Below are 25,168 nucleotides of genomic sequence, written 5' to 3' on the forward strand. Positions count from 1 at the left end.
AGCGCAGCCTGACGGCAGCGGCTACAGGGTCAGGCCGCCTGGAGGGTTGGTAGGCCCAGCAGCTGCCCCACCCGCTCGCAATCCGTCTCGCGGCGCACCAGCGCGAACAGCTCCACCGCCTCGGGGAAGGTGCGCGTCAGCATCGCCAGCCACTGCTTGAGGCGCCCCGGCGCCTGGCGCGGGGTGAGGTCGATGACGGCCTGGCGCCAGAACTCCTGCAGCAGCGGCATCAGCTCGGCCCAGGTCATGGGCGCCAGCTCGATGCCGGCCTGGGCCGCGGCGATCTGCCGGGCCAGATCGGGGCGCGAGACCAGGCCGCGGCCGAGCATGATGTCGGGCACGCCGCTGATCTCGCGGCAGCGCCGCCAGTCGTCCACCGTCCACACTTCGCCATTGGCGTACACCGGCACCTTGACCACGTCGCGCACCTTGGCCACCCACTCCCAGTGGGCCGGCGGCTTGTAGCCGTCGACCTTGGTGCGGGCGTGCACCACCAGCACCTCGGCGCCGCCTTCGGCCAGGGCCTCGGCGCACACCAGGGCGCCGTCGGGGCTGTCGAAGCCCAGGCGCATCTTGGCGGTTACCGGGATATGCGCCGGTACGGCACGGCGCACTTCGCAGAGGATGTTGTTGAGCAGCTCCGGCTCCTTGAGCAGCACCGCCCCGCCGCGGGACTTGTTGACGGTCTTGGCCGGGCAGCCGAAGTTCAGGTCGATGACCGGCGCACCGAGGCTCACCGCCAGGGCCGCGTTGTCGGCCAGGCAGATGGGGTCCGATCCCAACAGCTGCACGCGCATCTGCGTGCCGGCGGGGGTCACGCAGCCGCTGGCCAGCTCCGGCGCCATTTTGTGGAACACCGCGGGCGGCAGCAGCATGTCGTTGACGCGAATGAACTCGGTGACACACCAGTCGATACCGCCGACACGGGTCAGCACGTCACGCAGGATGTTGTCGACCAGGCCTTCCATGGGGGCCAGGGCAATGTGCATGGGGAATCTCGGGGAAGGAAGGAAGAAAATTGCGCGCATTGTAACCTGTGGGAGCTGGCTTGCCAGCGAGCTTTTGAGGCCGCCGAGAAGCTCGCTGGCAAGCCAGCTCCCACAAGGTCAGAGAACAGTCATCAGGGCCGGGCCATAGCCGTCGATGAACTCCGGCGGCATGCGCTTGGGCTTGCCGCTGGCCAGGTCAATGCAACAGAAGGTGGTGTGGGCGCGCAGCAGCGTCACCCCGTCCCTGGGGCGAATCAGCTGGAAGCGCCGGGTCATCTTCAGGCGCTGGTCGGACTCGACGATCCAGGTGGCCATCTGCAACTCGTCATGTTCATAAGCAGCGGCCAGGTAGTCGATTTCATGGCGCACCACCGCCATGGCCCGGTTCAGCCGCCGGTATTCGGCCAGGTCCAGCCCCAACCGCTGGGAATGGCGCCAGGCGCAGCGTTCCAGCCAGGTCACGTACACCGCATTGTTGGCGTGCCCCAATCCATCGATATCCTCGGCACCGACGCTCAGGTCGATGACAAAGGGCGTTGCCAAATCCCAATTCATGCGCGCACTCGCTCCTGCTCAATGGGCAAAACGCGAGTCTAGCGCACCCTCACGCCGATTGCCGTGCCGGCTGGTGACGCAGCAGGCCCAGCACGCCGTCGATCAGTTGCGGGTCGGCCAGCACGCGCTGGTGCCCGCCCTCGGGCAACAGCAGCAGACGGCTGCCGAACCAGGCCTGGTGAATCGACTGCGCCTCGGCGGCCGGCACCAGCGGATCATCGCTGGCGTGGACTATCAGCCCAGGCATGTCCAGCTGGTAGCGGCTGACGTCCAGCTGCGCGGCGGCGATGCCCACGGTGCGCTCCACCTGGCGGATGAACGCCGAACGCGCCCGCGCCGGCAGCCCCACGTGGGCGGCGAAATTGCGCAGCATGCCGAGGATACGCGCCGGCGCCGAGACGCTCACCAACACTTCGGCCTTGAGCCCCCACTGGCTGGCCAGCAGCGCCGCAGCGCCGCCCATGGAGTGGCCGATTACCGCACGCAGCGGCGGCAGTTCGGCGGCCGCTTCCAGCAGGGCATGGGCAAACAGCACCACATGGGCCTGGCTGCCACGGGAACGGCCATGCCCCGGCCCTTCCAGGGCCACCACGCTATAGCCGGCCTGCAGCAGCGCCTCGATCAACGTCGCGAACTGTGTGGGCCGCCCTTCCCAGCCGTGCATCAGCAGCACCGTGGGGCCCTGCCCCCAGCGCAGCACCGAAAGCCCGAAGCGCAGGGTCACGCGCTCGGCGCGCGCCAGCAGCGGCAGCTCCCAGGCCCGTGGCGGCAGCGTGCGGGGGTGCATGAAGGCCAGGCGCATGCGCGCGGCGATCTGCCGTGGGGCCAGGTGGCCGAGGGTCTGGTTGACGCCGCGAACCCAGGTGAGCGTGGTCATGGTTGCACTCCCAGCGTTAGCGCACCGCGGCCTTGGCCGCGCGCAGGATACGGTCGGACAGTTCGGTCTGGCCCAGGGCACGCCCCAGGGCCAGGCCACCAATCATCAAGGCCAGGTCGGCCAGGGCCTTGTCGGTGTCCTGGGGGTTGTCGGCCAATTGGCCAACCAACAGCTGCACATGCTCGGTGAGCACCTCGCGAAAGGCCTCGGGCAGCCGCCCCATCTCGCCCAGCGCGGTGGGCAGCGGGCAGGCGCGGTCTTCGGCGTCACGGTGGTTGCGCGACAGGTAATAGCGCGCCATCAGCGCGCGGCGCTCTTCACCGGGCAGGTTGGGGTCGACCTGTTCGAGCAAGGCCCGGCGCTGGCCCAGCAGCTGGCTGAAGGCTTCGAGCATCAGCGCGTCCTTGCTGTCGAAATGGGCGTAGAAGCCACCGACGGTCATGCCGGCGGCGCCCATCACTTCACTGACGCTGGGGTCGGCCACGCCGCGCAGGATCATGGCCCTGCGCGCCGCCTCGAGGATTTTTTCGCGGCTCTGGGCTTTCTTGTCAGCCATGGGGCACCTCCGAATATTATGGAGGTAATATTATGCTCGTAATATTTTTCCGCAAGGCGTTCGCCGTGCCACTGGTCGGCGGATCAAAAAGGAGGGAGGTCAAATCGCAGGCAAACAAAAGGCCCATTCAACCAGTGAATGAGCCTTAAAAATCCCGCAGAGCGGGTAAATCGTGGCGTCCCCTAGGGGACTCGAACCCCTGTTACCGCCGTGAAAGGGCGGTGTCCTAGGCCACTAGACGAAGGGGACGCAAAACCTTCGAGCAAGTTCGTCTTCACGAACCCTGGCAAATTGGTGGAGCTAAACGGGATCGAACCGTTGACCTCTTGCATGCCATGCAAGCGCTCTCCCAGCTGAGCTATAGCCCCAAATTTATCGTCTTGCGACGCGACAGCCCGTTACACGTGCCGTCACTTAAAAACAAAAAGCTCATCCAAAAGGCGAATGAGCCTCAAAATTCCCGCAGAGCGGGCAAATCGTGGCGTCCCCTAGGGGACTCGAACCCCTGTTACCGCCGTGAAAGGGCGGTGTCCTAGGCCACTAGACGAAGGGGACGCAAAACCTTCGAGCAAGTCCGTTTTCACGAACCCTGGCAAATTGGTGGAGCTAAACGGGATCGAACCGTTGACCTCTTGCATGCCATGCAAGCGCTCTCCCAGCTGAGCTATAGCCCCGAATTTATCGTCTTGCGACGCAGCGACCGTACAACATCGCTAGTTTTAAATGGCGTCCCCTAGGGGACTCGAACCCCTGTTACCGCCGTGAAAGGGCGGTGTCCTAGGCCACTAGACGAAGGGGACAAAACCTTCTTACCAAGATCAGTCTGGATCTGATCTGACCGAAGTCAAACAACGACTTCAGGCCTTGGAATTTGGTGGAGCTAAACGGGATCGAACCGTTGACCTCTTGCATGCCATGCAAGCGCTCTCCCAGCTGAGCTATAGCCCCACAATCTTCAGCGCTTCGCATTTCTGCGTGTTGCTGTGTGGACGGGGCGCATATTAAGACCGGATCGAAGGGCTGTCAAACTTATTTTTGAAAAAATTCAAAAAAATTTTCCAGCAATACAACCACTTACCGACGAAACAGGCGCCCTGCCCCGGTTTTGCTGGGGCAAGGGCGGTGCAGATGTGGGAGCTGGCTTGCCAGCGAGCTTTTCAGGGCAACAAAAGCTCGCTGGCAAGCCAGCTCCCACAAGGTGGGGGAACCCCCACCTTGTGGATGGAATCAGGCAATGCTGCCCAGCAGCTTTTCCCATTCCTTGTTTTCTTTCTTCGACACACCACCCAGCAGGTCCAGGGCCTGGCGCAAGCGGAAGCGCGTCAGGTCCGGGCCGAGGATTTCCATGGCGTCGAGCACCGACACCGAGCTGGCCTGGCCAGTGATGGCGGCGAACATCAGCGGCATGGCGTCGCGCAGCTTCAGCTCCAGGGCCTCGACCACGGCCTGGATGGTGGCGGTGATGCGGTCTTTTTCCCAGGTGCGCAGGGATTCCAGCTTCCACAGGATCAGTTGCATTACCTGGCGCACCTGGTCGGCCGAGAGCTTCTTGTGCTCGAACAGCTTGGCGTCCAATTGCAGCGCGCCGGCGAAGAAGAAGCCGCCCAGCGGGGCGATCTGGCTGAAGGTCTCGACGCGGCCTTGCACGTGCGGCGCGATCTTCATCATGTAGTCAGGGTTGAACGCCCACTTCTGCACGCGCGCGGCGAACTCTTCCACCGGCAGGTCGCGCAACCACTGGCCGTTGAGCCAGCTCAGCTTCTCGATGTCGAAGATCGGCCCGCCCAGGGACACGCGCGACAGGTCGAAATGCTCGACCATCTCGGCCAGCGAGAACTTCTCGCGCTCGTCGGGCATGGACCAGCCCATGCGGCCCAGGTAGTTGAGCATGGCCTCGGGCATGAAGCCCATGCGCTCGTAGAAAGTCACCGAGGTCGGGTTCTTGCGCTTGGATAGCTTGCTCTTGTCCGGGTTGCGCAGCAGCGGCATGTAGCACAGCACCGGCTGTTCCCAGCCGAAGTACTCGTACAGCTTGATCAGCTTGGGTGCCGACGGCAGCCACTCTTCGCCACGCAGCACGTGGGTGATGCCCATCAGGTGGTCGTCGACCACGTTGGCGAGGAAGTACGTCGGCAGGCCGTCGGTCTTCATCAGCACTTGCATGTCCATGCGGTCCCACGGGATCTCGACGTCGCCGCGCAGCATGTCCGGCACCACGCACACGCCTTCGGTCGGCACCTTCATGCGGATCACGTGCGGTTCGCCAGCCGCCAGGCGGGCCGCCACTTCTTCCTTCGACAGCAGCAGCGCGCGGCCGTCGTAGCGCGGGGTCTCGCCGCGGGCCATCTGCTCGGCACGCATCTGGTCCAGTTCTTCGGCGGTGCAGAAGCACGGGAAGGCGTGGCCCATGTCCACCAGCTGCTGGGCGTACTGCTTGTAGATGTCGCCGCGCTCGCTCTGCCGGTACGGGCCGTGCGGGCCGCCTACGTCCGGGCCTTCGCTCCACTCGATGCCCAGCCAGCGCAGGGCGTCGAAGATCTGCTGTTCCGACTCGCGGGTGGAACGCAGCTGATCGGTGTCTTCGATGCGCAGGATGAACTCGCCGCCATGCTGTTTGGCAAAGCAATAGTTGAACAGGGCAATGTAGGCCGTGCCGACATGGGGGTCGCCGGTGGGCGATGGCGCGATACGCGTACGAACGGTCATGAAAGGTCTCGAGCAGAGTGAATCAAAGGGCGGATGTTAGCAGGCCCGGCACGTGGTGCTCCAGCAATGCGCCACATTACCGGCTATCAACGGCATGATTGCCGCTTGCCGGCCCCCTTGCCCCGCCCGATCATCACCCCCTGGCACCCTGCCCCACCTTTTCGACGGATCGACCATGCCTGCGCCGCTCAAACGCCGACTGCTTATTTTCGCCACCCTGGTCCTGCTGATCGCCGCGGGCTTCCTCGCCCACTGGTGGTTCAAGGGCCGCTTCTTCGAAAGCACTGACAACGCCTACGTGCAGGGCGAGATCACCCGGGTGTCCAGCCAGCTGACGGCGCGCATCGACCAGGTGCTGGTGCAGGACAACCAGCACGTGCGCCAGGGCGACCTGCTGGTGACCCTGGAGGCCGCCGACTTCCAGTTCGCCGTGGAGCGCGCCCAGGCCACCCTCGACACCCGCCAGGCCGAACGCCTGCAGGCCCAGAGCAAGCTGGCCCAGCAGGGCAGCCTGATTGCCTCGGCCGAGGCCCAGGTGGCCGCCAGCCAGGCGACCCTGGGGCGCTCGCAGATCGACCTGAACCGCGCCGAAGCCCTGCGCAAGCCCGGCTATGTCTCCGAGGAACGCGTCACCACCCTGTCGGCCGACACCCGCGTGGCCCACTCCCAGGTCAGCAAGGCCCAGGCCGACGTGCAGGGCCAGCGCCAGCAGGTCAACGCCCTGAACGCCGAGATCAAGCGCCTCGACGCACAGATCGCCACTGCCCGCACCGACCTGGCCCAGGCCCAGCTGAACCTGGCCCGCGCCCAGGTGCACGCGCCCATCAGCGGCATGATCGGCCAGCGCGCCGCGCGCCCCGGCCAGGTGGTGCAGGCCGGCGCCTACCTGCTGTCCATCGTCCCCGACGAGGACATCTGGGTGCAGGCCAACTTCAAGGAAACCCAGATCGGCCACATGCAGCCCGGCCAGGCCGCGCGCCTGACCTTCGACAGCTTCCCCGACCAGCCCATCGATGCCCGCGTCGACAGCCTGTTCGCCGCCTCGGGCGCGCAGTTCAGCCTGCTGCCGCCGGACAACGCCACCGGCAACTTCACCAAGGTGGTGCAGCGCATCCCGGTGAAGCTGACCTTCGCCGCGGACAACCCGCTGCACGGCAAGGTGCGCCCGGGCATGTCAGTCACCGTCAGCGTCAATATCGCCGATGGCCGGTGATCAACTGTTGCGCCCGGTGGGCGAACCCACCCGGCGCGACTGGATCGCGGTGATGAGCGTGATGCTCGGCGCCTTCATGGCCGTGCTCGACATCCAGATCACCAACTCCTCGCTCAAGGACATCCAGGGCGCACTGTCGGCGACCCTGGAGGAAGGTTCGTGGATCTCCACCTCGTACCTGGTGGCCGAGATCATCATGATCCCGCTCACCGCCTGGCTGGTGCAGCTGCTGTCGGCGCGGCGCCTGGCGGTGTGGGTGTCGCTGGGCTTCCTGGCGTCGTCGCTGCTGTGTTCCATGGCCTGGAACCTGGAAAGCATGATCGTCTTCCGCGCCATGCAGGGCTTCACCGGCGGCGCGCTGATACCGCTGGCCTTCACCCTGACGCTGATCAAGCTGCCCGAGCACCACCGCGCCAAGGGCATGGCCATGTTCGCCATGACCGCCACCTTCGCGCCCTCCATCGGCCCCACCCTGGGCGGCTGGCTGACGGAGAACTTCGGCTGGCAGTACATCTTCTACATCAACGTGCCGCCCGGCCTGCTGATGATCGCCGGGCTGCTGTATGGCCTGGAAAAGAAGGCGGCGCACTGGGCGCTGCTGAAAAGCACCGACTACGCCGGCATCCTCACCCTGGGCGTGGGCCTGGGCTGCCTGCAGGTGTTCCTGGAAGAAGGCCACCGCCAGGACTGGCTGGAGTCCACCGAGATCGTGGTGCTGGCGGTCATCGCCTTGCTCAGCCTGATCACCTTCGTGATCCTGCAGGTGTCGCGCGCCAACCCGCTGATCAACCTGGGCATCCTGCGCAACCGCAACTTCGGCCTGTCGAGCATCGCCAGCCTGGGCATGGGCGTGGGCCTGTATGGCTCGATCTACCTGCTGCCGCTGTACCTGGCGCAGGTGCAGAACTACAACGCGCTGCAGATCGGCGAGGTGATCATGTGGATGGGCCTGCCGCAGCTGGTGCTGATCCCGCTGGTGCCGCAACTGATGAAGATCATCTCGCCGAAAATCCTCTGCACCCTGGGTTTTGGCCTGTTCGGCCTTGCGAGCTTTTCCTCCGGGGTGCTGAACCCGGACTTTGCCGGCAGCCAGTTCAACCAGATCCAGATCATCCGCGCCCTGGGCCAGCCGCTGATCATGGTGACCATCTCGCTGATCGCCACCGCCTACCTGCAACCCCAGGACGCGGGCTCGGCATCGAGCCTGTTCAACATCCTGCGCAACCTGGGCGGCGCCATCGGCATCGCCCTGCTGGCGACACTGCTGGATGCGCGCACCAAGGTGTACTTCGATTATTTGCGCGAGTCAGTGGTGCCGGGCAACCCACAGGTGGCCGAACGCCTGGGGCAGCTGGGCGAGCGGCTGGGCAGTGACACGGCGGCGCTGGGGCGCCTGAGCGAGATCGTGCACCAGCAGGCGCTGATCATGGCCTACAACGATGCGTTCCACTGGGTGGGGTTGGGGTTGGGGATTGCCATGGTGGCAGTGATGTTGACCAGGGCGTTGCCGAAAGGCGCCGCACCCGCCGCTGCACATTGACCTGAAATCGATTCGCCTGCATCGCGACCAAGGTCGGCTCCTACACCGTAGGAGCCGACCTTGGTCGCGATGGGCGCGACACGATTCAGCCGCGGTGCAGCTTGCTCATCAACTCCGCCTCGGCCTGGGTCAGGCCGCAGGACTGGGTCAGCTCGTCGACGCTGGCGCCCATGCCCACCAGGCGCGCGGCCTGGGCGAAGGACAGGCTGGAAGGGTCACGCTGCTCCAGCATGCTCAGCTTGTCCGGCAGCGGCGCCACCACGGCGCGCAACTCGTGCAGGTCTTCACCCATGCGCACGGTGCCATTCTGGTAATCCTCGACGCGGCGCGCCAGGTCCTTGATGCGCTGGTCGCGAATGGCATCGCCAGCCGCCTGCTGAGCAGCGATTTCACGCTGCCCGCGGATGTTGCCCAGCAATACCGCGAGCGTGACCACCCACAACACGGCCAGCACGATGACACCTACCTCTAGAATCAATCAGATGCTCTCCAGCTCGGACCACTCTTCCTCGGTCATCATCTTGTCCAGTTCCACCAGGATCAGCAGCTCGCCGTTCTTGTTGCACACGCCCTGGATGAACTTGGCCGATTCCTCGTTGCCCACGTTCGGCGCGGTTTCCACTTCCGACTGGCGCAGGTATACCACTTCGGCGACGCTATCGACCAGGATGCCGACCACTTGCTTGTCGGCCTCGATGATGACGATGCGGGTGTTGTCGCTGACGTCAGCCGGCATCAGGCCGAAGCGCTGGCGGGTGTCGATCACGGTGACCACGTTGCCGCGCAGGTTGATGATACCCAGCACGTAGCTGGGGGCGCCTGGCACCGGAGCGATCTCGGTGTAGCGCAGTACTTCCTGCACCTGCATCACGTTGATGCCGTACGACTCATTATCCAGGCGAAAGGTTACCCACTGCAGAATAGGATCTTCGGAACCTTGTGCAGACGACTTCTTCATACCCCTAACCTCTCGAAAACCGTGATGACGGTGTGTGTGCAGTACAGTGGCGCCGCGCGGCGCCGCTAATCATTTGAGTTCTTGCAGCTGTTTCACCGCGCCGCTGGCAATCAGTTCGGCCAGGGCCGAGACGTCCAGCAACGCGCACATGTGTTCGATCACCGTGCCCGCCAGCCACGGGCGCTGGCCACGATGGCTGCGCCACTTGATCTCCTCCGGGTCCAGGCGCAGCGAGCGGCTGACCTGATGCACCGCCAGCCCCCACTCGTAGCCCTGCACGGAGATCACGTACTGCAGGCCCTGCTGGAAATCGTCGCGGTAGCGGTCGGGCATCACCCAACGCGCCGTGTCCAGCACCTTGAGGTTGCCGGCCTGGCTGGGCAGGATCCCCAGGAACCAGCTGGGCTGGCCGAACAGCGGCGTCAGCTCGTGGCCGGCCAGGGCGTAGATCGAGCCCAGGCACACCAGCGGCACCGCCAGGGTCAGCCCGGCAACATCGAACAACAGGCATTCGAAGGGCTCGGCCGCCCAACTGGGCCGGCCGTCCACCGTAGCGGGCGGCACGGCGCCCGGCGGGGTGGGCTTGTGCACTTCGACCACCGGTTCCACCGGTGTTGCCACTACTTCGGCAACCGGCGGCGAAACTGGAGCGGGCGCAACGACCGCCGGGGCCACCGGCACAGGTTTTGCCACGGGTGCAGGGGCCGGGGCGACGGGCGGTGCAACGGGCGCCTTGGGTTCTACCCGGGCGTCACGCACCTGCTCCTCGAGCACCGCGGCCTGGAATTCGTCGAGCACCTGGTCGCTGGGTTCCAGCACCTCGGCGTCCAGCTCCTCGGTGGCGTCCTGCAGCAGGCCGTCAAGGTAGGACTGCAGCGCGACCTGCGGCTTGGTAACGGTAGTGACCGGCCGGTTCATCAGGCCACCTGCGCGACAAGTTGCTGGGCCAGCAGGTGCTTGAGCAGCGCGCGGTAGGCCACCACGCCGCGGCTCTTGGGGTCGAACTGCGAGGGCATCTGCCCTGCCCGGCTGGCGTCACGCAGGCGCGTGTCCACCGGAATGTAGCCCTGCCAGATCTGCTCCGGATAGGCGTCCTTGAGCACCCGCAAGGTGCCCATGGAGGCCTGGGTGCGACGGTCGAACAGGGTCGGCACGATACTGAACGGCAGCGGCTGCTTGCGCGAGCGGTTGATCATGGCCAGGGTGCTGACCATGCGCTCCAGGCCCTTCACGGCCAGGTATTCGGTTTGCACCGGGATCACCAGCTGCTGGCTGGCGGCCAGGGCGTTGACCATCAGCACGCCCAGCAGCGGCGGGCTGTCGATAATGGCGTAGTCGAAGTCCTGCCACAGCTGCGCCAGTGTTTTGGCGATCACCAGGCCCAGGCCACTCTGGCCAGGAGATTGACGCTCAAGCGTGGCCAGCGCCGTGCTGGACGGCAGCAGCGCCACGTTTTCGTCACTGGTGCTCAGCAGCAGTTGCCCGGGCAAGCCCTGGGGCACCTGGCCCTTGTGCAGGAACAGGTCGTAGCAGCTGTGTTCCAGCGCGTCGGGGTTGTGCCCGAAGTAGCTGGTCATGGAACCGTGGGGGTCGAGGTCGACCACGACCACGCGCTTGCCCGCCTCGGCCAGCAGGCCGGCCAGGGCGATGGAGGTGGTGGTCTTGCCGACACCACCTTTTTGGTTGGCTACTGCCCAGACTCTCATGGGATTTGCTTCCTCCCGGCACGGCAGCGTTTGCCTACCGAGACATGCGACTCAAGTTATAAGGCCGGTGACGGGGAATTGACAGCATTGCCCCCAACCGACTGCGATACGGGCTGCGGTGCACTTTGTGTGCCAGCACGGCGCAATGCCGCGTCCGGCGTCACATTGGCGCTGCCGGCACCGGTAATGCTGCGGCGCACGTCGAGGTTGCGCGAGATCACCAGCACCACGCGGCGGTTGTGCGCGCGGCCTTCGGGGGTGGCATTGGTGTCGATGGGCTGGAACTCGCCGTAGCCTACCGAGGCCATGCGCCCGGGGTTGATGCCTTCCATCGCCAGCATGCGCACGATGCTCGACGCCCGCGCCGACGACAGCTCCCAGTTGGTGGGGTACTGCGCGGTGCGGATCGGCTGGTCATCGGTGAACCCTTCCACGTGGATGGGGTTGCCGAACGGCTTGATGATGCCGGCGACCTTCTCGATGATGGTGAACGCCTTGTCGCTGGGGATCGCGTCGCCGCTGCCGAACAGCAGGCCGGACTTGAGCTCGATCTCGATCCACAGCTCGTTGCCGCGCACGGTCAGCTGGTTGGACTTGATCAGGTCGCCGAAGCCGTCGCGCACCTGGTCGGCGATGCTCTTCAGCGGGTCCTCGGCGGCGCTGGCAATGCCGGCGTCGGGCTGTTCGCTGTCGGTCACCAGAGGCTCCGAGGGGCGCATGGTCAGCGGCCGCTCGTCCCCGATGGGAATGGGCTTGAGGCTGCGCTGGGGGTCGTTGAACACCCCCACCAGCGCCTGGGACAGTACCTTGTACTTGCCTTCGTTGATCGACGAGATCGAGTACATCACCACGAAAAAGGCGAACAGCAGGGTGATGAAGTCCGCGTAGGACACCAGCCAGCGTTCGTGGTTTTCATGCTCTTCGGTATGACGACGGCGGGCCATGGCTATTCCCTCACTCCATGAAGCCTTGCAGCTTGAGCTCGATGGACCGCGGGTTCTCGCCCTCGGCGATCGACAGGATGCCTTCGAGCATCATCTCGCGGTACAGCGCCTGGCGCACGGCAATGGCCTTGAGCTTGTTGGCGATGGGCAGCAGGATCAGGTTGGCGGTGGCCACCCCGTAGATGGTGGCGACGAAGGCCACGGCAATGCCGTTGCCCAGCTGCGACGGATCGGCGAGGTTGCCCATCACGTGGATCAGGCCCATCACCGCGCCGATGATGCCGATGGTCGGCGCGTAGCCGCCCATGCTCTCGAACACCTTGGCGGCCTGGATATCGCGGGCCTCCTGGGTGAGAAAATCCACTTCCAGGATGCTGCGGATGGCCGCCGGCTCAGCGCCGTCCACCAGCAGTTGCAGGCCCTTGCGCGAGTAACTGTCGGGTTCGCTGTCGGCGATCGACTCCAGGCCCAGCAGGCCTTCCTTGCGCGCGGTGAGGCTCCAGTTCACCACCCGGTCGATGCCACCGGCCAGGTCGATGCGCGGCGGGAACAGGATCCAGATGACGTTCTGCATGGCGCGCTTGAACGCGCTCATGGGCGACTGCAACAGGCAGGCAGCCAGGGTGCCGCCAATGACGATCAGCGCCGCCGGGCCGTTGAGCAGCGCCGACAGGTGACCGCCTTCGAGGAAATTGCCGCCGATGATGGCGATGAAGGCCAGCAGCAGCCCCAGTAGGCTCAGGACGTCCATCAGACACAGGCCTCGACCAGGTGCCGACCGATGTCGTCGAGGCCGTACACGGCATCGGCGAGGTTGGCTTTGACGATCGCCATGGGCATGCCGTAGATGACACAGCTGGCTTCATCCTGGGCCCAGATGTGGCTGCCACCCTGCTTGAGCAGGCGCGCGCCCTCGCGGCCGTCGGCGCCCATGCCGGTCAGCACCACGGCCAGCACCTTGTCACCGTAGGACTTGGCGGCGGAGCCGAAGGTGATGTCCACGCACGGCTTGTAGTTCAGGCGCTCGTCGCCCGGCAGGATTTTCACCGTGCCGCGGCCGTCCACCATCATCTGCTTGCCACCGGGGGCCAGCAGCGCCAGGCCGGGGCGCAGCACGTCGCCGTCCTCGGCTTCCTTGACGGTGATGCGGCACAGCTTGTCCAGGCGCTCGGCGAAGGCCTTGGTGAAGGCCGCCGGCATGTGCTGGATCAGCACGATGGGCGCCGGGAAGCTGGCCGGCAGCTGGGTCAGCACGCGCTGCAGGGCCACGGGGCCGCCGGTGGACGTACCGATGGCCACCAGCTTGTAGTTCTTGCGTTTGGGCGCCGGCGACGACGGCGCGTGGGCCGCCGCGGCCGGGGCGTGGCTGGCCACCGGGGTGCGCACGGGCGCTGGCCGTGGCGCAGGGGCCGGGCTGCTGGCAACCGCAGCGGCCGGCGTAGGCGCAGCGGCCGCCGCCGGGGCGCTGTAGGCGCTGAAACGACGGTTGCTGCGCGAGATGGTATGCACCTTCTCGCACAGCATCTGCTTGACCTTCTCGGGGTTGCGCGAGATGTCTTCGAAATTCTTCGGCAGGTAATCCACCGCACCCGCGTCCAGCGCATCCAGGGTCACCCGGGCGCCTTCGTGGGTCAGCGAGGAGAACATCAACACCGGGGTGGGGCAGCGCTGCATGATATGCCGCACGGCGGTGATGCCATCCATCATGGGCATCTCGTAGTCCATGGTGATGACATCGGGCTTGAGCGACTGGGCCAGCTCGATCGCTTCCTTGCCATTGGTCGCGGTGCCCACTACCTGGATAGCGGGGTCCGACGAGAGAATTTCCGAGACGCGGCGGCGGAAGAAACCGGAATCATCCACCACCAGGACCTTGACTGCCATAAACACTCCATTAGCGGCCGGGCGCACCGGGTGCGCCCGCCCACAGAATCAAATACGCCGCGCTGCGTAGCGCTTGAGCATGCTCGGAACATCGAGAATCAGGGCAATGCGGCCGTCACCGGTAATGGTGGCGCCCGACATGCCCGGCGTACCCTGGAGCATCTTGCCCAGTGGCTTGATGACAACCTCTTCCTGGCCTACCAGCTGGTCGACGACGAAGCCGATGCGCTGGGTGCCGACCGACAGGATCACCACGTGGCCTTCACGCTGCTCCTCGTGGGCGGCCGAACTGACCAGCCAGCGCTTGAGGTAGAACAGCGGCAGGGCTTTGTCGCGTACGATCACCACCTCCTGGCCGTCGACCACGTTGGTGCGCGACAGGTCCAGGTGGAAGATCTCGTTGACGTTGACCAGCGGGAAGGCGAAGGCCTGGTTGCCCAGCATCACCATCAGCGTCGGCATGATCGCCAGGGTCAACGGCACCTTGATGACGATCTTCGAACCCTGGCCCTTGGCCGAGTAGATGTTGATCGAACCGTTGAGCTGGGAGATCTTGGTCTTCACCACGTCCATGCCCACGCCGCGGCCGGACACGTCGGAGATCTCGGTCTTGGTCGAGAAGCCGGGGGCGAAGATCAGGTTGTAGCAGTCCGATTCGCTCAGGCGGTCGGCCGCGTCCTTGTCCATCAGGCCCTTTTCCACGGCCTTGGCACGCAGCACCTGCGGGTCCATGCCCTTGCCGTCATCGCTGATGGACAAGAGGATGTGGTCGCCTTCCTGCTCGGCGGACAGCACCACCTTGCCGTTGCGCGACTTGCCGGCGGCCTCGCGCTCTTCCGGGGTCTCGACGCCGTGGTCCACCGCGTTGCGCACCAAGTGCACCAGCGGGTCGGCCAGGGCCTCGACCAGGTTCTTGTCCAGGTCGGTCTCTTCGCCGATCAGCTCCAGGTTGATCTCTTTCTTGAGCTGGCGTGCCAGGTCGCGAACCTGCCGGGGGAAGCGCCCGAAGACCTTCTTGATCGGCTGCATGCGCGTCTTCATGACCGCGGTCTGCAGGTCGGCGGTGACCACGTCGAGGTTGGACACGGCCTTCTGCATGGACTCGTCGCCACTGTTGGCGCCCAGGCGCACCAGGCGGTTACGCACCAGCACCAGTTCGCCGACCATGTTCATGATTTCGTCCAGCCGCGCGGTGTCGACCCGCACGGTGGTTTCCGCTTCGCTGGCGGCGTGTTTCTCTGGCGCAGGCGCGGCGGCACGGGCTGGCGCCGGGGCGGCAGCCTTGGCCGGGGCGGGGGCGGCAGCGGGCTTGGGCGCCGGCTTGGCAGCGACCGGGGCGGCCACGGCCGCTTCGGCGGCGGCTGGCGCCTCGCTGAACTTGCCCTTGCCATGCAACTGGTCCAGCAACGACTCGAATTCGTCGTCGGTGATCAGGTCGCTGGCCGCAGCCGCCGGTTGTTCGGCGGCCGGTGGCTGGGCACCGCTGTCCAGCGCGTCAGGGGCGAAGGTGCCCTTGCCGTGCAACTGGTCCAGCAGGGCCTCGAATTCGTCATCGGTGATTTCGTCGCTGGCCGGCGCGCTGCCGGCAGTGCTGGCCGGCGCCACGGCGTCAGGCGCGAACTGGCCCTTGCCATGCAGCTGGTCGAGCAGGGACTCGAACTCGTCGTCGGTGATTTCGTCGCTGTCGGCGGCCGGGGCCTGGGCTGCCGGTGGCTGGCTGGCCGGGGCCTCGGCCTGGGCCTTGACCGCGCTCAGCGAGTCGAGCAGTTGTTCGAACTCGCTGTCGGTGATGTCACCCGACTCGGCGGGCTCTTCAACCACAGGCTCAGGTTCGGCAACCGCTACCGGCGCCTCGTCGGCGCTGGCAGGTTCGGCCAGGCGCGACAGCGCCGCCAGCAGTTCAGGCGTGGCCGGGGTGATGTCGGTGCGCTCGCGAACTTCGCTGAACATGCCGTTCACCGCATCCAGCGCTTCGAGCACCACGTCCATCAGTTCCGAGTCAACGCGACGCTCACCCTTGCGCAGGATGTCGAAGACGTTCTCGGCGATGTGACAGCACTCCACCAGCTCGTTGAGCTGGAGGAAGCCGGCGCCCCCTTTTACAGTGTGAAAACCGCGAAAAATTGCATTGAGCAAATCACCGTCATCAGGTCGGCTTTCCAGCTCGACCAGTTGTTCGGAAAGTAACTCAAGAATTTCACCGGCTTCTACCAGGAAATCCTGGAGGATTTCTTCGTCGGCGCCGAAGCTCATTTAACGTGCCCCTTAAAAACCAAGACTGGATAGCAGATCGTCGACATCGTCCTGACCGGACACAACGTCTTCACGTTTATCGGCATGAATCTGCGGACCTTCACCCCGAGTGGGATGTTTTTCTTGATCTTTTTCAGCACGAAGCTGTTCACGGTCGTGTTCGATGCCCGCGAAGCGGTCTACCTGGCTGGCCATGAGCACCAGCTTGAGCAGGTTGCTTTCAACTTCCGTGACCAGTTGCGTCACGCGCTTGATCACCTGGCCGGTAAGGTCCTGGTAATCCTGCGCCAGCAGAATGTCGTTCAGCGCGCCGGACACCTTGCGGGTGCCCTGCTCGCTTTGCGTCAGAAAACCGTCGACACGCTTCACCAGGTCGCGAAACTCGGCGGCGCCGACTTCCTTGCGCATGAAACGCTGCCAGTCGGCGCTCAAGGCCTTGGCCTCGCCGCTGAGGTCGTTGAGCACCGGCGTGCTCTGCTCCACCAGGTCCATGGTGCGGTTGGCCGCACCTTCGGTCAGCCTGACCACATAGGAAAGGCGCTCGGTGGCATCCGTGATCTGTGAAACTTCCTCGGCTTGCGGCATGTGCGGGTCAATCTGGAAACTGACGATCGCACTGTGCAACTCGCGGGTGAGCTTGCCAACTTCCTGGTACAGGCCACGATCACGGGTCTGGTTCAGCTCATGGATCAATTGCACAGCGTCGCCGAACTTGCCTCGTTCCAGGCTTTCGACCAACTCCTGCGCATGTTTCTTCAGGGTCGACTCGAAGTCGCCCAAAGATGAGTTCTTATGCTCCATAGCACCCCCGTGGCGGACATCAGCTATTGACGCGCTCGAAAATCTTTTCGATTTTCTCTTTCAGCACTTGTGCCGTGAATGGCTTGACCACGTAGCCGTTGACGCCAGCCTGGGCCGCTTCGATGATCTGCTCGCGCTTGGCTTCGGCGGTCACCATCAGCACCGGCAGGTGCTTGAGGCGCTCGTCCGCACGCACCTGGCGCAGCAGGTCGATGCCGGACATGCCAGGCATGTTCCAGTCGGTCACCAGGAAGTCGAAGCTGCCGCTGTGCAGCATTGGCAGCGCGGTGGTGCCATCATCGGCTTCCTGGGTATTGGTGAAGCCCAGGTCGCGCAACAGGTTCTTGATGATCCGCCGCATCGTCGAGAAGTCGTCAACGATGAGGATTTTCATGTTCTTGTCCAATTAGACCTCCAAGCAGTCTTAAACGCGTCCGGTCCCCGAACGCGCATTCAATCAAATCTGGCTAGTGCACTACATGACGTGCGGCAAGGAAAATACCCATGCCGCATCCCCAAATCCAGTTTTACAGCGATTGCGGGCCATTGAACTGCTAATGCAGGCCCTGTGGGAGCTGGCTTGCCAGCGAGCTGTTGAGGCCCTGAAAAGCTCGCTGGCAAGCCAGCTCCCACACACCTTGGCCCACCAAGGAATTATGCCCGTGCGCGCCACTCGCCCAACCGGCTGCGCAGGCGCGCCGCGCATTGGCTGTGCAGCTGGCTGACCCGCGACTCGCTGACCCCCAGCACCTCGCCGATCTCCTTCAGGTTCAGCTCCTCGTCGTAGTAGAGGGCCAACACCAGGCGTTCACGCTCCGGCAGGTTGCTGATGGCCTCGGCCAGGGCCGCCTGGAAACGCTCGTCCTCCAGGTCCCGCGAGGGCTCGAGCCCGGCGCTGGCGCCATCCTCGTGCAGGCCTTCGTGCTCGCCGTCCTGCAACAGGTCGTCGAAGCTGAACAGGCGGCTGCCCAGGGTATCGTTCAAAATCGCGTAGTAATCGTCCAGGCTCAACTGGAGTTCGGCCGCAACCTCATGATCTTTAGCGTCGCGACCGGTTTTCGCTTCGATAGCGCGAATCGCGTCACTGACCATGCGCGTGTTGCGGTGCACCGAACGCGGGGCCCAATCGCCCTTGCGCACCTCGTCGAGCATGGCGCCGCGAATGCGGATGCCGGCGTAGGTCTCGAAGCTGGCGCCCTTGGTGGAGTCGTACTTGGTGGACACCTCGAGCAGGCCGATCATGCCGGCCTGGATCAGGTCTTCCACCTGCACGCTGGCCGGCAGGCGCGCCAGCAGGTGATAGGCGATGCGCTTGACCAGCGGCGCATAGCGCTCGATCAGCTCGTACTGCTGCGACTCGCGGGAAGCCTTGCTGTACATCCGATAGCCGCTGGCGCTCATGATACGGGACCTGCACTGGTCTGCTGCACCAGGCGTTCGACGAAGAACTCCAGGTGCCCGCGTGGGTTGGCTGGCAACGGCCAGGTGTCGACCTTCTGGGCGATGGCCTTGAACGCCAGCGCACACTTGGAACGCGGGAACGCCTCATACACCGCGCGCTGTTTCTGCACGGCCTTGCGCACGCATTCGTCGTACGGCACGGCACCCACGTACTGCAGGGCCACGTCGAGGAAACGGTCGGTCATCTTGGTCAGCTTGGCGAACAGGTTGCGGCCTTCCTGCGGGCTCTGGGCCATGTTGGCCAGCACGCGGAAGCGGTTCATGCCGTAGTCGCGGTTCAACAGCTTGATCAGCGCGTAGGCATCGGTGATCGAGGTGGGCTCGTCGCACACCACCAGCAGCACTTCCTGCGCGGCGCGCACGAAGCTGACCACCGAGTCGCCGATACCGGCGGCGGTGTCGATCACCAGCACATCGAGGTTGTCGCCGATGTCGCTGAAGGCCTGGATCAGGCCCGCGTGTTGAGCTGGCGTCAGGTGCACCATGCTCTGGGTGCCGGACGCGGCCGGCACGATGCGGATGCCACCAGGCCCCTGGAGCAGCACGTCGCGCAGCTCACAGCGCCCTTCGATGACATCGGCAAGGGTTCGTTTCGGTGTCAGCCCCAGCAGGACGTCGACGTTCGCCAGGCCCAGGTCGGCGTCCAACAACATCACGCGACGGCCAAGCTCGGCCAGCGCCAAAGACAAGTTCACTGACACGTTGGTCTTGCCGACGCCGCCTTTGCCGCCTGTCACGGCGATCACCTGTACGGGATGCATGCTGCCCATGTTCGTTCTTTACCTTGTCTTACTTAGACCGAGGCCACATGACTGGCTGCGCTTTCAAACACATGAAAAATGCCCGGCAGACCAACAATGTAGGTAGATTGCAACGACTTCAAAACATTCACCTCAGCCAACTCGTTTACTCGGGCTGTGGTAGAGATCAGCGAACATATCGGCCATGGCCTCTTCGCTGGGCTCATCCTGCATTTGCACGTTAACCGCGCGGCTCACCAACTGGTGCCGTCTTGGCAGGTGCAAATCGTCCGGAATGCGTGGCCCGTCGGTGAGATAAGCCACTGGTAGTTCATGACCAATCGCCAGGCTAAGCACTTCGCCCAGGCTTGCCGATTCGTCCAATTTCGTCAGGATACAACCTGCGAGCCCACAACGCTTGTAACTGTGGTAGGCAGCAGTCAAAACCTGCTTCTGGCTGGTGGTTGCCAGCACCAGGTAGTTGCGCGCCTTGATGCCGCGCCCTGCCAGGCTTTCCAGTTGCAGGCGCAGGGCCGGGTCGCTGGCCTGCAGGCCGGCGGTATCGATCAGCACCACGCGCTTGCGCAGCAGAGGCTCCAGCGCCTGGGCCAGGGACTGGCCCGGGTCGACGTGGGTCACTGGCACGTTGAGAATACGGCCCAGGGTCTTGAGCTGCTCCTGGGCACCAATGCGGAAGCTGTCCATGCTCACCAGGGCGATGTTCTGCGCGCCGTACTTGAGCACGTAACGGGCCGCCAGCTTGGCCAGGGTGGTGGTCTTGCCCATGCCGGCCGGGCCGACCATGGCGATGACACCGCCCTCTTCCAGCGGCTCCACGTCCGGCGTCACGATCATGCGGGCCAGGTGGGCCAGCAGCATGCGCCACGCCTGGCGCGGTTCATTGATCTCGCCAACCATGTCCAGCAGCTCGCGCGACAGCGGGCCCGACAGGCCGATGCGCTGCAGGCGGCGCCACAGGTTGGCCTGCGCAGGCTTGCTGCCTTGCAGTTGGGTCCAGGCCAGGGAGCCGAGCTGCACTTCCAGCAACTCGCGCAGGCCGTTGAGCTCCGAACGCATGGACTCGAACAGGCGCTGGTCCACCGGCGCGGCAGGCGGGGCCTGCGGGCGCGGCGGCTCGACGAAGGTCGGCTCCACCAGCGGCTCGGGCGCGGTCAGCGGCAGGCCGGCAAACAGTTGCCGGTTGGTGACCGCGTCGCTGTCGCCACGGGTGTCCAGTTCAGCCTGGGCGTTGACGATCCGCGACTGCGTCTTGCGCAGCTCGTCCTCAAGCTCCATGTTCGGCACACGCGGTGCCAGCGCGGACAGTTTGTAGTCCAGCGCGGCCGTGAGCTCGACGCCGCCGGCAATCCGACGGTTGCCGATGATAGCGGCATCGGCGCCCAGCTCGTCACGGACCAGTTTCATGGCCTGACGCATATCGGCGGCGAAAAAACGCTTAACTTGCATAACCCACTACCTCAGCCGTTGGGCCCTACTGTCGCAACGATGGTCACTTGCTTGTTGTCAGGAATTTCCTGATACGCCAAGACATGTAAATTAGGTACTGCCAGGCGGCCGAAGCGCGAGAGCATCGCGCGGATCGGGCCCGCCACCAGGAGGATCACCGGTTGCCCGGCCATTTCCTGGCGTTGCGCCGCATCGATCAACGACCGCTGCAGCTTCTCGGCCATGCTTGGCTCCAACAGAACGCCTTCTTCCTGACCCTGACCGGCCTTCTGCAAACTATTGAGCAATATCTGTTCCAACCTTGGCTCCAGGGTGATAACAGGTAGCTCGGAGTCAAGCCCTACAATGCTTTGGACGATAGCGCGGCTCAAGCCAACCCGTACTGCCTGGACCAAAGCGGCGGTATCTTGACTCTTGACCGCGTTGTTGGCGATGGCTTCGGCGATGCTGCGGATGTCGCGCACCGGCACCTGCTCGGCCAGCAGCGCCTGCAGCACCTTGAGCAGGTTGGACAGCGACAGCACGCCCGGCACCAGCTCCTCGGCCAGCTTCGGCGAGCCCTTGGCCAGCACCGACAGCAATTGCTGCACTTCCTCGTGGCCAATCAGCTCGTGGGCGTGCTTGGACAGGATCTGGTTCAAGTGCGTGGCCACCACCGTGCTGGCGTCGACCACCGTGTAACCCAGCGACTGCGCCTGGGGCCGGTTGCTCAGCTCGATCCACACCGCGTCCAGGCCGAAAGCCGGATCCTTGGCGGTGATGCCGTTGAGGGTGCCAAACACCTGGCCCGGGTTGATCGCCAGTTCGCGGTCCGGGTAGATCTCGGCCTCGGCCAGGATCACCCCCATCAGCGTCAGGCGATAGGCGCTGGGCGCCAGGTCGAGGTTGTCGCGAATGTGCACGGTGGGCATCAGGAAGCCCAGGTCCTGGGACAGCTTCTTGCGCACCCCCTTGATCCGCGCCAGCAACTGGCCGCCCTGGTTGCGGTCCACCAGCGGAATCAGGCGGTAGCCCACTTCCAGGCCGATCATGTCGATCGGGGTGACGTCGTCCCAGCCCAGTTCCTTGGTGTCCTGGGAGCGGGTTGGCGATGGCAGCAGGTCCTGCTGGCGCTGTACTTCGGCGGCAGCGGCAACCTTGGCCTCGTTCTGTTTCTTCCACACAAGGTAGGCGGCGCCGCCGGCCAGCATGGCCAGGAACAGGAACGACACGTGGGGCATGCCCGGCACCGCACCCATGATGGTCATCAGGCCCGCCGACACGGCCAGCGCCTTGGGCGAGGCGAACATCTGGCGGCTGATCTGCTTGCCCATGTCCTCGGAGCCCGAGGCACGGGTCACCATGATGGCGGCAGCCGTGGACAGCAGCAGTGATGGCAACTGTGCCACTAAACCGTCACCGATGGTCAGCAGGGCGTACACCTTGCCGGCTTCGGCGAAGCTCAGGCCGTGCTGGAAGATACCGATGGCCATGCCGCCCAGCAGGTTGATGAACAGAATCAGCAGGCCGGCGATGGCGTCACCGCGGACGAATTTGCTGGCACCGTCCATGGAACCGTAGAACTCGGCTTCCTGGGCCACTTCAAGGCGGCGCAGCTTGGCCTGGGCCTGGTCGATGAGGCCGGCATTGAGGTCGGCGTCGATGGCCATCTGTTTGCCGGGCATGGCGTCCAGGGTGAAACGTGCGCTCACCTCGGAGATACGCCCGGCACCCTTGGTCACCACCACGAAGTTGATGATCATGAGGATGGCGAACACCACCGCACCGACCACGTAGTTGCCGCCGATCACCACTTCGCCGAAGGCCTGGATCACCTTGCCCGCGGCCTGGTGGCCGTCGTGGCCGTGCAGCATGACCACGCGGGTGGACGCCACGTTCAGCGCCAGGCGCAGCAGCGTCGCCACCAGCAGGATGGTCGGGAACACGGCGAAGTCCAGCGGCCGCAGGGCGTACACGCACACCAGCAGGACCACGATCGACAAGGCGATGTTGAAGGTGAAGAACACGTCGAGCAGGAACGGCGGGACCGGCAACATCATCATTGCCAGCATGATCAACAGCAACAGCGGCACACCCAGGCTGCCCCGGCCGAGGCCGACCAGGTTGCTGCGCGCGTTGTTGATTAACTGAGTGCGATCCACCGATAGTCCCCGTGAGCTCAAGCAAACTTTTGACGCCTGATGGCGTTGTGGGTATGCCTCTGCAAGAACCTTTCCAACTTTTGCCGGGGCCGGCAATTTAAGGGGTGTCACCATCCTGTGGGAGCTGGCTTGCCAGCGAGTTTTGCGGCGTCAGCAAAAATCTCGCTGGCAAGCCAGCTCCCACATTCAATTGTCGCGGCGCAGGTCCGGCGGGATCGGCAGGTCCTTGAGCGGCGTCGGGCGCTTGCCGCGGCCGGCGCGGTATTGGCGGATCTGGTAGACGTACGCCAGCACCTGGGCCACGGCCAGGTACAGGCCGGCGGGAATCTGCTGCTCAAGCTCGGTGGAGTAGTAGATGGACCGCGCCAGCGCCGGCGATTCGAGGATCTGGATGTTGTGCTCGTTGCCGATCTCGCGGATCTTCAGGGCGATGAAATCGGTGCCCTTGGCCAACAGCATCGGCGCACTGCCCTTCTCCGGGTCGTACTTGAGCGCCACGGCGTAGTGGGTCGGGTTGGTGATGATCACGTCGGCAGTGGGAATGGCCGACATCATGCGGCGCTGGGACATCTCGCGCTGCAGCTGGCGAATACGTTGCTTGACCTCGGGGCGGCCCTCGCTGTCCTTGTGCTCGTCGCGGACTTCCTGCTTGGTCATCAGCAGTTTCTGGCGCGCCTGGTACATCTGGATCGGCACGTCCACGGCGGCAATGATCAGCAGCCCCATGGACATCCACAGCGCGTTCCACCCCACCAGTTGCACCGAGTGGATGATGGCCATTTCCAGCGGCTCGTGGGCGATGCTGAGCAGGTCGTTGCGGTCCTTGTTGAGCACGAACAGGGCCACCAGCAGCACCACGAAGAATTTCGCCAGGGCTTTCAGCAGCTCGGTCAGCGCGTGCATGGAGAACATGCGCTTGATGCCGTTGAGGGGGTTCATACGACTGAATTTCGGCGCCATGCTACCCGGCGAGAACAACCAGCCGCCCAGGGAAATGGGGGCAACGAACGAGACGATCAGCAGCACCAGCAGAATCGGCTGCACCGCGTCGATGGCCATCTTGCCCGAGGCCAGCAGCACCACGCCCATCTGGCTCTGGTCCAGCAGGGTCTCGCGGCTGATGGTGAAGTTCATGCGCATCAGCTCCATCAGCGTCTGCGCCAGATGCCCGCCGTAGGCCAGCAACGCGCCGCAGCCGCCGATCATCACCGCCAGGGTGTTGAGCTCCTTGGAGCGTGCCACTTCCCCACGTTCGCGCGCCTCGCGCAGCTTTTTGTCCGTGGGGTCTTCTGTCTTGTCCTGACCGCTCTCGCTCTCTGCCATGTCAGCGTGCCCGTGCCAGTTCGCGCAGCCACTGCAAGGCCTCGGTGGCCATGGGCTGGTATTGGTTGAGAATGTCCGCCAGGCTCAGCCACAGGATCACCATACCCATGACCAGCGTCAGCGGGAAGCCGATGGAGAAGATGTTCAGCTGCGGCGCCGCGCGGGTCATCACCCCGAACGCGACGTTGACCACCAGCAGCGCGGTGATGGCCGGCAGCACCAGGATCACCGCCGCCGCCAGCACCCAGCTCATGTGCATGATCAGCTCCCAGAACTGGCTCACCAGCACCCCGCCGCCCACCGGCAGCGTGGTGAAGCTTTCCACCAGCACCTCGAACACCACCAGGTGGCCGTTCATGGCCAGGAACAGCAGCGTCACCAGCATGGTGAAGAACTGCCCCACCACCGCCGTCTGCACGCCGTTGACCGGGTCGTTCATGGACGCGAAGCCCATGCCCATCTGGATGGCGAGGATCTGCCCGGCAATCAGGAAGGCCTGGAACAGCATCTGCAGGGAAAAGCCCAGCAGGGAGCCGATGATGATCTGCTCGCCCGCCAGCATCAGCCCCTGCAGGCTCAGGGAATCCACCACCGGCATGGCCGGCAGCGACGGCGCGATGACCACGGTGATGGCCATGGCCAGGTACAGGCGTATGCGCTTGGGCACCATGGTGGTACCGAACACCGGCATGGCCATCAGCATCGAGCCGACGCGGAACAGCGGCAGCATGAAGCTGGAAACCCAGGCGCCGATCTGGGCGTCGGTCAGGTGCAGGAGCGGGTTCATCCAATCACTTGCGGGATGCTGGTGTACAGGTTGGTGATGTACTCCATGAAGGTACGCACCAGCCAGGGCCCGACGATGATCAGGGTGATCAGCATCACCAGCAGGCGCGGCAGGAAGCTCAGGGTCTGTTCGTTGATCTGCGTGGCCGCCTGGAACATGGCCACGATCAGGCCCACCACCAGGCTGGGCACCACCAGGATGCCGACCATCATGGTGGTCAGCCACAGCGCATTGCGAAACAGGTCGACAGCCACTTCAGGGGTCATG

The 25,168-nt window shown here is 64.6% G+C and carries 24 protein-coding genes and 6 tRNA genes; 2 read left to right on the forward strand and 28 right to left on the reverse strand.

Going from position 1 to position 25,168, the window contains the following annotated elements:
• Window positions 1-29 precede the first annotated feature (29 nt).
• The 11 genes from RAM80_RS09250 to gltX form a co-directional block, all read right to left on the reverse strand.
• Entirely contained in the window at window positions 30-989 is a 960-nt protein-coding gene (locus RAM80_RS09250) for a tRNA dihydrouridine synthase (RefSeq protein WP_416426043.1), read from the reverse strand.
• Between the two features lie 117 nt (window positions 990-1,106).
• Complete coding sequence (locus tag RAM80_RS09255) at window positions 1,107-1,544, reverse strand: acyl-CoA thioesterase (RefSeq protein ID WP_416426045.1); 438 nt, start codon at window positions 1,542-1,544, stop codon at window positions 1,107-1,109.
• Window positions 1,545-1,593: 49 nt separating this feature from the next.
• Window positions 1,594-2,421, reverse strand: coding sequence for an alpha/beta fold hydrolase (locus tag RAM80_RS09260; RefSeq protein ID WP_416426047.1), 828 nt, complete (start codon window positions 2,419-2,421; stop codon window positions 1,594-1,596).
• 16 nt (window positions 2,422-2,437) lie between these two features.
• Entirely contained in the window at window positions 2,438-2,977 is a 540-nt protein-coding gene (locus RAM80_RS09265) for a TetR/AcrR family transcriptional regulator (RefSeq protein ID WP_416426049.1), read from the reverse strand.
• A gap of 173 nt (window positions 2,978-3,150) precedes the next feature.
• Window positions 3,151-3,226: transfer RNA gene (locus RAM80_RS09270), tRNA-Glu, on the reverse strand.
• 43 nt (window positions 3,227-3,269) lie between these two features.
• Window positions 3,270-3,345, reverse strand: a tRNA-Ala gene (locus RAM80_RS09275).
• A gap of 111 nt (window positions 3,346-3,456) precedes the next feature.
• A tRNA-Glu gene (locus RAM80_RS09280) sits at window positions 3,457-3,532 on the reverse strand.
• 43 nt (window positions 3,533-3,575) lie between these two features.
• Window positions 3,576-3,651, reverse strand: a tRNA-Ala gene (locus RAM80_RS09285).
• A gap of 50 nt (window positions 3,652-3,701) precedes the next feature.
• Window positions 3,702-3,777 (reverse strand) — tRNA-Glu (locus RAM80_RS09290).
• Between the two features lie 72 nt (window positions 3,778-3,849).
• A tRNA-Ala gene (locus RAM80_RS09295) sits at window positions 3,850-3,925 on the reverse strand.
• A 279-nt stretch (window positions 3,926-4,204) separates the two neighbouring features.
• Complete coding sequence (gene gltX, locus RAM80_RS09300) at window positions 4,205-5,683, reverse strand: glutamate--tRNA ligase (protein WP_416426051.1); 1,479 nt, start codon at window positions 5,681-5,683, stop codon at window positions 4,205-4,207.
• A gap of 175 nt (window positions 5,684-5,858) precedes the next feature.
• On the opposite strand from gltX, the gene RAM80_RS09305 reads away from it, so the two are divergent.
• Entirely contained in the window at window positions 5,859-6,896 is a 1,038-nt protein-coding gene (locus tag RAM80_RS09305) for an HlyD family secretion protein (RefSeq protein ID WP_416426053.1), read from the forward strand.
• Window positions 6,897-6,945: 49 nt separating this feature from the next.
• Complete coding sequence (locus RAM80_RS09310) at window positions 6,946-8,436, forward strand: DHA2 family efflux MFS transporter permease subunit (protein WP_416427439.1); 1,491 nt, start codon at window positions 6,946-6,948, stop codon at window positions 8,434-8,436.
• Window positions 8,437-8,521: 85 nt separating this feature from the next.
• Here the strand turns inward: RAM80_RS09310 and RAM80_RS09315 are convergent, their stop codons facing one another.
• The 17 genes from RAM80_RS09315 to fliQ all read right to left on the reverse strand — a co-directional run bounded on the left by RAM80_RS09315 (window position 8,522) and on the right by fliQ (window position 25,167).
• On the reverse strand, window positions 8,522-8,914 hold the full coding sequence (locus RAM80_RS09315; protein ID WP_416426055.1) for a DUF2802 domain-containing protein: 393 nt from the start codon (window positions 8,912-8,914) through the stop codon (window positions 8,522-8,524).
• Window positions 8,915-9,394: a chemotaxis protein CheW gene (locus RAM80_RS09320; RefSeq protein ID WP_027981645.1), complete on the reverse strand. Its 480-nt coding sequence runs from the start codon at window positions 9,392-9,394 to the stop codon at window positions 8,915-8,917.
• A gap of 69 nt (window positions 9,395-9,463) precedes the next feature.
• Entirely contained in the window at window positions 9,464-10,312 is an 849-nt protein-coding gene (locus tag RAM80_RS09325) for a CheW domain-containing protein (protein WP_416426057.1), read from the reverse strand.
• Window positions 10,312-11,100 carry a ParA family protein gene (locus RAM80_RS09330; RefSeq protein WP_416426059.1) on the reverse strand — a complete coding sequence of 263 codons (789 nt, stop codon included), beginning with the start codon at window positions 11,098-11,100 and terminating at the stop codon, window positions 10,312-10,314. Before RAM80_RS09330 ends, RAM80_RS09325 begins: the two co-directional genes overlap by 1 nt.
• Before the next feature lie 56 nt (window positions 11,101-11,156).
• Window positions 11,157-12,044, reverse strand: a complete 888-nt coding sequence (gene motD, locus RAM80_RS09335; RefSeq protein WP_416426060.1) for a flagellar motor protein MotD — start codon at window positions 12,042-12,044, stop codon at window positions 11,157-11,159.
• Between the two features lie 10 nt (window positions 12,045-12,054).
• The gene (locus tag RAM80_RS09340) at window positions 12,055-12,795 is read right to left on the reverse strand and encodes a flagellar motor protein (RefSeq protein WP_416426062.1); all 741 of its coding nucleotides are present in this window, start codon (window positions 12,793-12,795) and stop codon (window positions 12,055-12,057) included.
• Window positions 12,795-13,928 (reverse strand): protein-glutamate methylesterase/protein-glutamine glutaminase, encoded by a 1,134-nt coding sequence (locus RAM80_RS09345; protein ID WP_416426064.1) that lies wholly within the window; start codon window positions 13,926-13,928, stop codon window positions 12,795-12,797. The genes RAM80_RS09340 and RAM80_RS09345 overlap by 1 nt, the downstream gene beginning before the upstream one ends.
• A 48-nt stretch (window positions 13,929-13,976) precedes the next feature.
• Window positions 13,977-16,181 (reverse strand): chemotaxis protein CheA, encoded by a 2,205-nt coding sequence (locus RAM80_RS09350; protein WP_416426066.1) that lies wholly within the window; start codon window positions 16,179-16,181, stop codon window positions 13,977-13,979.
• A 12-nt stretch (window positions 16,182-16,193) separates the two neighbouring features.
• A complete protein-coding gene (locus RAM80_RS09355; protein WP_416426068.1) occupies window positions 16,194-16,982 on the reverse strand; it encodes a protein phosphatase CheZ in 789 nt (262 codons plus the stop codon).
• Between the two features lie 19 nt (window positions 16,983-17,001).
• On the reverse strand, window positions 17,002-17,376 hold the full coding sequence (locus tag RAM80_RS09360; protein ID WP_177323407.1) for a chemotaxis response regulator CheY: 375 nt from the start codon (window positions 17,374-17,376) through the stop codon (window positions 17,002-17,004).
• A gap of 260 nt (window positions 17,377-17,636) precedes the next feature.
• On the reverse strand, window positions 17,637-18,386 hold the full coding sequence (gene fliA, locus RAM80_RS09365; RefSeq protein ID WP_416427440.1) for an RNA polymerase sigma factor FliA: 750 nt from the start codon (window positions 18,384-18,386) through the stop codon (window positions 17,637-17,639).
• Complete coding sequence (gene fleN, locus RAM80_RS09370; RefSeq protein ID WP_416426070.1) at window positions 18,380-19,213, reverse strand: flagellar synthesis regulator FleN; 834 nt, start codon at window positions 19,211-19,213, stop codon at window positions 18,380-18,382. The genes fliA and fleN overlap by 7 nt, the downstream gene beginning before the upstream one ends.
• 123 nt (window positions 19,214-19,336) lie before the next feature.
• Window positions 19,337-20,650 carry a flagellar biosynthesis protein FlhF gene (gene flhF, locus RAM80_RS09375; RefSeq protein WP_416426072.1) on the reverse strand — a complete coding sequence of 438 codons (1,314 nt, stop codon included), beginning with the start codon at window positions 20,648-20,650 and terminating at the stop codon, window positions 19,337-19,339.
• Between the two features lie 11 nt (window positions 20,651-20,661).
• Window positions 20,662-22,791 (reverse strand): flagellar biosynthesis protein FlhA, encoded by a 2,130-nt coding sequence (gene flhA, locus RAM80_RS09380; protein ID WP_416426073.1) that lies wholly within the window; start codon window positions 22,789-22,791, stop codon window positions 20,662-20,664.
• A gap of 186 nt (window positions 22,792-22,977) precedes the next feature.
• Window positions 22,978-24,114 carry a flagellar biosynthesis protein FlhB gene (gene flhB, locus RAM80_RS09385; protein ID WP_416426075.1) on the reverse strand — a complete coding sequence of 379 codons (1,137 nt, stop codon included), beginning with the start codon at window positions 24,112-24,114 and terminating at the stop codon, window positions 22,978-22,980.
• Window position 24,115: 1 nt separating this feature from the next.
• Window positions 24,116-24,901 carry a flagellar biosynthetic protein FliR gene (fliR, locus tag RAM80_RS09390; protein ID WP_416426077.1) on the reverse strand — a complete coding sequence of 262 codons (786 nt, stop codon included), beginning with the start codon at window positions 24,899-24,901 and terminating at the stop codon, window positions 24,116-24,118.
• Window positions 24,898-25,167 carry a flagellar biosynthesis protein FliQ gene (gene fliQ / locus RAM80_RS09395; protein ID WP_027981659.1) on the reverse strand — a complete coding sequence of 90 codons (270 nt, stop codon included), beginning with the start codon at window positions 25,165-25,167 and terminating at the stop codon, window positions 24,898-24,900. The genes fliR and fliQ overlap by 4 nt, the downstream gene beginning before the upstream one ends.
• Window position 25,168 lies beyond the last annotated feature (1 nt).

The sequence above is a fragment of the Pseudomonas sp. App30 genome, from assembly GCF_047947025.1.
Lineage (GTDB): Bacteria > Pseudomonadota > Gammaproteobacteria > Pseudomonadales > Pseudomonadaceae > Aquipseudomonas.